The sequence below is a fragment of the Streptomyces mayteni genome (assembly GCF_054783955.1).
Map to the genome: position 1 here is coordinate 1 of NZ_BAAGPR010000204.1, position 6,495 is coordinate 6,495.

General features: G+C 72.7%; 5 protein-coding genes and 1 pseudogene. 1 reads left to right on the plus strand and 5 read right to left on the minus strand.

Annotation, left to right across the window (positions count from 1 at the left end; translation table 11 throughout):
* From ACYVPE_RS38815 to ACYVPE_RS38835, 5 genes and pseudogenes are all read right to left on the minus strand, one after another.
* A partial coding sequence (locus tag ACYVPE_RS38815; RefSeq protein ID WP_461038555.1) for a cytochrome P450 occupies positions 1-1,357 on the minus strand: 1,357 nt, incomplete at its 3' end.
* Positions 1,358-1,509: 152 nt separating this feature from the next.
* A pseudogene (locus ACYVPE_RS38820) lies at positions 1,510-2,112 on the minus strand (GTP-binding protein); the annotation flags it as partial.
* Entirely contained in the window at positions 2,093-2,491 is a 399-nt protein-coding gene (locus ACYVPE_RS38825) for a DUF742 domain-containing protein (RefSeq protein ID WP_461038558.1), read from the minus strand. The pseudogene ACYVPE_RS38820 and the gene ACYVPE_RS38825, both read right to left, overlap by 20 nt.
* A 32-nt stretch (positions 2,492-2,523) precedes the next feature.
* Entirely contained in the window at positions 2,524-2,922 is a 399-nt protein-coding gene (locus tag ACYVPE_RS38830; protein WP_461038559.1) for a roadblock/LC7 domain-containing protein, read from the minus strand.
* A 98-nt stretch (positions 2,923-3,020) separates the two neighbouring features.
* On the minus strand, positions 3,021-4,544 hold the full coding sequence (locus tag ACYVPE_RS38835; RefSeq protein ID WP_461038556.1) for an ATP-binding protein: 1,524 nt from the start codon (positions 4,542-4,544) through the stop codon (positions 3,021-3,023).
* A gap of 475 nt (positions 4,545-5,019) precedes the next feature.
* Here ACYVPE_RS38835 and glnA point away from each other — a divergent pair, with 475 nt between their 5' ends.
* On the plus strand, positions 5,020-6,381 hold the full coding sequence (gene glnA, locus ACYVPE_RS38840; RefSeq protein ID WP_461038557.1) for a type I glutamate--ammonia ligase: 1,362 nt from the start codon (positions 5,020-5,022) through the stop codon (positions 6,379-6,381).
* Positions 6,382-6,495: the final 114 nt, after the last annotated feature.

The window sequence follows — 6,495 nt, forward strand, 5'->3', positions numbered from 1 at the left end:
CGGGCGGCGGCTCCGGGGTCGGGCCGGCCGCCGGCCCGACCGTGGGGCCGGCCGGGGGCCGCGGCGCGCGGGGCGAGAACATCACGGGCAGCGCGTCGAGGTGGCGGGACCACGTCGACGAGGACCAGCTGAGGTCGTCGGCCTCGGTCGTCAGCCGCAGGTCGGGCAGCCGGCCGAGCAGCACCTCGATCGCCGTGCCCGTGATGGCCCGGCCGATGTCCTGCCCCGGGCACTCGTGCGGCCCGCTGGTGAACGCCAGATGGGAGCGGTTGCCGTGCATCGGCGCGCCGGGCGCCGGCCGCACGGCCGGGTCGACGTTGGCCGCCGCGAGCCCCAGGAGTAACACGTCGCCCTCCCTGATGTGCTGGCCGCCCAACTCCACGTCCTGGGTGGCGAAGCCGCCCGGGCACACCGAGATCGGCGGCTCGTCCCACAGCACCTGTTCCACGGCCGCCGGCAGCGTCATCCGGCCGCCGTGCAGCGAGCCGCGGAACCTGGGGTGGGTCAGCACCACCCGCAGGGTGTTGACGATCAGGTTGGTGGTCGTCTCGTTGCCGGCGACCATCACCAGACGCAGGTGGTGGACCACCTCCTCGTCGGAGAGGTCGCCGTGGTGGGCGAGCAGCCAGGACGCCAGGTCGTGGCCGGGATCCGTGCTCTTGCGCGCCACCAACTCCCGCAGCGTGCGCTGGATGTACTGGTCGGCGGTGACCGCCTTCTCGGTGCCGATCAGCAGCTGACGGCTGGCCCGCACCAGCCGCGGCCCCTCCTCCTCGGGCAGCCCGAGCACGGTGGTCAGGGCCAGCATCGGCAGCTGCTGGGCGTACTGCGCGAGGATCTCGGCCTGCCCGTCGGCCGTGAACCGGTCGATCAACTGGTGGGCGTGGCGCTGCACATGGCGGCGCAGCCCGCGCCGGTCGAAGCGGTCGAGGCTCTGGTTGAGGGCGGCCCGCAGCCGCTGGTGCACCTCGCCGTCCTGGTGGGTGCAGTCCGGCCCCCACAGCAGGACCGGCGCGATGGCCGAGGCCGGGCTCACCCGACCGGCGCGGTACTCGCCCCAGTTGCGGCCGTCCCGGCTGAACCGGCGCGGGTTGCGGGTCACTTCGAGGATCTCCGCGTAGCCGAGCACCAGCCAGGCCGGCACGTCGCCCTCGAGCAGCACGGGGGCGACCGAGCCGTGCTCGGCGCGCAGCTGCTCGTAGAGGCCGAACGGGTCGGCCGAGGCGACGGGACCGTACAGCCGGTGCACCCCGCCGGGACCCGGGTCGTGGGCGGGACAGCCGGGCGGTGGGACGGCGGCGGTCAGCCCGCCGGCCGGCTGGCCGGTGGGGGACGGGTCAGGCGACGGCCTGGTCACGGTGCCTCCGATGGGTGCGGACGGGCGACGGAGCTGGGCACGGCCACCGCGTGGGCGACCGGGGGCGAGGGCGGGGACGGGGACGGGGAAGGTTCGGCCGCGGGGACGGCGGCGGTGGGGGGAACGGCGGGGGTGGCGCCGGCGACGTTGCGGTACAGGAAGCGCAGCAGCGTCAGCAGCACGTCGCGGCTCGAGTCGAGCCGGCGGGCGTCGCAGCTGACCAGGGGGACGTGTCCTGGCAGGTCGAGCGCGGCCCGCAGGTCGCCCTCCGGGTGGACGGGCGCGTCGGGGAAGGTGTTGATCGCGACGACGAACGGGACGCCGCCCTCCTCCAGGCGGTCCATGGCGGCGAAGCAGTCCTCGAGACGCCGGGTGTCCACCAGCACCACCGCGCCGAGCGCGCCTTCGAGCACCCCGTTCCACAGGAACCAGAACCGCTGCTGGCCCGGGGTGCCGAACAGGTAGAGCACCAGCCGCTCGTCGAGCGTGACCCGGCCGAAGTCCATGGCCACGGTGGTCTCGGTCTTGGTCTCGACGCCGCCCAGGTCGTCCACGCCGACCCCGTCGAGGGTCATGGTCTCCTCGGTGGTGAGCGGGCGGATCTCACTGACCGCGCCGACCATGGTCGTCTTGCCGACGCCGAATCCGCCGACGATCACCACCTTGACCGACTGCTCGGCCGAGGTGGGCAGCAGGTCCTCGTCCCGGGGGCCGAGGCCGGGCCCCGGCGCGGGGTCAGAGTCGTTGTAGTCCATCGATCAACGCCTTCAGGGTCTCGATGTCTGGATCGGCGGCGGCCTGCCGCTGCGCCTCGCGGGTGTGCCTCAGCTCCACCAGGCCGTCCGCCCGCAGGTCCTTGAGCAGGACGGTGACCGCGCTGAACGGCAGGCCGAGGTGGGCGGAGATCTCGGCCACGGAGATGGGGTGCTGACAGACCCGCAGCAGGGCGGCGTGCTCGGGGGAGTGGCCGGCGTCCGGGGCGGTGGATCGGGCCACGACGAGCGTGACCAGATCCAGGAGTAAGGAGTCGAGGTCGTCCCCCGACTCGCTCCGGCCGCCGGTGACGATGTAGAGCGGGACCGCGCGCCCGGCGGCCCCGCCCCGGCGCGGGCGGCGGCTCCGCCGGCCGCCGATCCCGGACGGCTCGGTGGGGTCGGTGACGCCGGTCACGGAGCCGCCTGTTCAGGCGTGCGCGGGGCGCTCGACAGGTGCTCGCCGATGCGCAGCACCAGGTCGCGCATGCGCTGGCTGACGAGTCCCGGGTCGACCCGGCCCTCCGCGGTCACCGCCAGGTAGGAGCGCTCGCCGGCCGACATCAGGTAGAAGTAGCCGCCGCTCAACTCCAGCAGCACCATCCTGATGTCCCCGTCGTCGCGCGGGAACTCCCGGGCGATCGACTGGGCCAGGCTCTTGATGCCCGAGGCGGCGGCGGCGATCCGGTCGCCGCTGTCCCGGCTCTCCTGTTCGCTGCCGTGCTGGGCCATGCACAGCCCGTCCGCGGACAGCAACACGATGTGCCGGATGCCAGGCACGCTGGCGGCCAGGTCCCTGAGCATCCAGTCCATGTCCTTGAACCGACGCTGTGTCACGTGCTCTCACCCTTTGATTCCGAGGCTGTGTGTGGCGGTCTTGGTGCGGGTGTGCCGCCGGCTGGCGCCGCGGCCTACCGGCCGTCTCCCCGCCGGTGCCGGGGGGCCGGGCCCTGCGGCGGTTCCGTGCCGGTGGCCGCGTGCTCCGTGTCGTGGCGGCGCAGGCCCTCGAAGAACGAGTCGACCCAGAGCCCCGGCGCGGGCGGCGACTCACCCGCCGCCGGGTCGGCGGCCGCGCCGACGGGCGGCGGCGGCCCTCCCTGGGGCGGCGGCGCGTCGGAGCCCGACCTGCCGCGCGGGATCGGACGGCGGCGCTGCGGCAGGCCGTTGGCCGCCCGCTCGTACTCCGGCTCCTCGTCACCGCCGCCGAGCAGGAACCCGTACCCGCCGTCGTCCTCGTCGTCGCCGTAGAGGGAGGGCTCCACCGGCTGCCTGACCGGCCAGCGGGGGGCCGGGCGCAGCGGCGGCAACTCGTAGGGCGGCGGGGGTGTGTGGGTGATCAGGTCGTTCGGGATGAAGAGCACGGCCCGCACCCCGCCGCAGGTGGAGGGGCGCAGCGAGATCCGGGCGCCGTGGTGGCCGGCCATGATGCCCGCCACCCGCAGCCCGACCCTGGCCGTCTCGCCCAGGTCCTCCAGGTCGAGGCCGTCCACGCCCTGTTGGAGCAGGAACTCGGCGCGGCGGCGGGACTCGCCGGTGAGCCCGGTGCCCTTGTCCTCGATGGAGATCTCGATGCCGAGGGCCACCTCCTCGGTGTTCATGATCACCTCGGAGCTGGGCGGCGAGTAGCGGGTGGCGTTGTCGAGCAGCTCGCCGAGCACCATGATCAGCGGCTCGACGGCGTGGCCGTGGATGCCGCAGTCGATCACGTGGTGCTGCTTGACCCGCAGGTACTCGCGGATCGGCCCGGCGCCGGCGCGCATCACGTCGTAGAGGGTGATGGGGTGTTCCCAGCGGCGCACCGGGGCGCCGCCGCCGAGCACGGCGAGCGAGGTGGCGAAGCGGCCGGTGACGTTGATGCCGTGCTCCAGGCGCATCAGGTCGCTCATCACGTCCGGGTCGTTGTGCCGGAACTCCATCTTGCCGACGTCGTCCTGGAGCCGGTGGATCTCGGACTGGATGCGGCACGCGATGTTGACGATGGCGCGCTTGGCCGAGTCGCGCTGGAGCTCCTTCTCGCGCAGCACGTCGACGATGGAGTGGACCATCGCCCGATGCGCCCTGGCCAGCCGGGGGTCGGAGGCCGAGTCGGGGATGTCGGGCATCACGTCCCCCTCCAGGTTGCCCCGCTTCAGCTCGTCGAGCGCGGCGGGCAGCAGGTCGTACGCGACCAGCTCGGCGTCGGCCAACTGCTGGCCCACCTTCTGCCCGAGCCGGTGGACGGCCCGCCCGCGCCGCGCCGTCTCACCCCAGGTGACCGCGATCGCCAGCGTCGCGGCGGCGGCGCACCACAGCACCGGGAGGCGCGCGTCGCCCGGCGCGAGCAGCACGGCGGCGAGCGAGCACGACGCCACCAGCGCCGGCAGCAGCAGCCAACCGCGGGACGGCGGGCCGCCCCGGCGGACGGGCGGTAAAGAATCGGCACGCACCACGGGCATCCTCACGGGCATCCTCACTGGCCGGACGGCGGACGGCTGACGACTTGCTCACTGCTCAGGCTCACTGCTCAGGGCGCTTGCCGCTGACATATACGCGGCGACGACGGGCCGTAGCGGCCACGACTCGCTTTGTGACACCGGAGGGTAGAGGGCCGCGGGCGCGTGCCGCAGGCAGTTGCGGAAAGCTCCCCCGATCGGGCAGCCGCCAGCCCGCCCCGGGGGCGTACGCCGTCGACCGAGACGTTGCTGACCAGCGGTTTCGAGTTCACTCAGGAGTGAAATTCGCCCCGTATATTCATGGCCAAAGCTTGGCCGCTCCGCCTCCGGAACGTGCCCCAGAATGGAGGACGGCGGGGACGGCCGGGCCGACCGGTCGCGCATGCGCAACGCCGCGGAAATCCTGTGATGGGATGCTCAGGAGCCCCGCGCCCCGCGCCCGGGGACAGAGCCGTCTGACCAGCGAGGATGGGTGGAAATGGAGAAGCAGCAGGAGTTCGTGCTCCGCACGCTGGAGGAGCGGGACATCCGGTTCGTGCGGCTGTGGTTCACCGACGTCCTGGGCTTCCTCAAGTCGGTCGCGGTGGCGCCCGCCGAGCTGGAACAGGCCTTCGACGAAGGCATCGGCTTCGACGGCTCGGCCATCGAGGGCTTCGCCCGCGTCCACGAGTCCGACATGATCGCCAAGCCGGCCCCGAGCACCTTCCAGATACTGCCCTGGCGCGCCGAATCCCCCGGCACCGCACGGATGTTCTGCGACATCCTGACGCCGGACGGCTCACCCTCGTACGCCGACCCGCGCTACGTCCTCAAGCGCGCCCTGGCCAAGAGCTCCGACCTCGGATTCACCTTCTACACCCACCCCGAGATCGAGTTCTTCCTACTCAACGACAAGCCCGTCGACGGCTCCCGCCCCACCCCGGCCGACTCCTCCGGCTACTTCGACCACACCCCCCAGAACATCGGCATGGACTTCCGCCGCCAGGCCATCACCATGCTGGAGTCCATGGGCATCTCGGTCGAGTTCTCCCACCACGAGGGCGCCCCCGGCCAGCAGGAGATCGACCTCCGCTACGCCGACGCGCTCTCCACGGCCGACAACATCATGACGTTCCGGCTGGTGATGAAGCAGGTCGCGCTCGAACAGGGCGTCCAGGCCACCTTCATGCCCAAGCCGTTCTCGGAGTACCCCGGCTCCGGCATGCACACCCACCTCTCCCTCTTCGAGGGCGACCGCAACGCCTTCCACGAGACCGGCGCCGAGTACCAGCTCTCCAAGGTCGGCCGCTCCTTCATCGCCGGACTGCTGCGCCACGCGGGCGAGATCTCCGCCGTCACCAACCAGTGGGTCAACTCCTACAAGCGCATCTGGGGCGGCGCGCAGCGCCCCGCGGGCGCCGGCGGCGAGGCCCCCTCCTACATCTGCTGGGGCCACAACAACCGCTCGGCGCTGATCCGGGTCCCGATGTACAAGCCGGGCAAGACCGGCTCGACCCGGATCGAGGTCCGCTCCCTGGACTCCGGCTGCAACCCGTACCTGGCCTACGCCCTGCTGCTGGCCGCCGGCCTCAAGGGTGTCGAGGAGGGCTACGAACTGCCGCCCGGCGCGGAGGACGACGTCTGGGCCCTCACCGACCGCGAACGCCGCGCCCTCGGCATCGAGCCGCTGCCGCAGAATCTGGGCGAGGCGATTCAACTCATGCAGCGGAGCGAGTTGGTGGCGGAGACGTTGGGGGAGCACGTCTTCGACTTCTTCCTGCGGAACAAGCGGCAGGAGTGGGAGGAGTACCGGTCGGAGGTCACGGCGTTCGAACTCCGGAAGAACCTGCCGGTGCTGTGACGGCCGGGGGGTTTTCCCCCACCCACCCGCCCTTTGTCCCGCTGCCGCGCGGGGGTGCGCGCTGCGCGCGGGCGGCGGCCCGCGGGGGCCCAACGCGGCGGCTTCGCCGCCGTT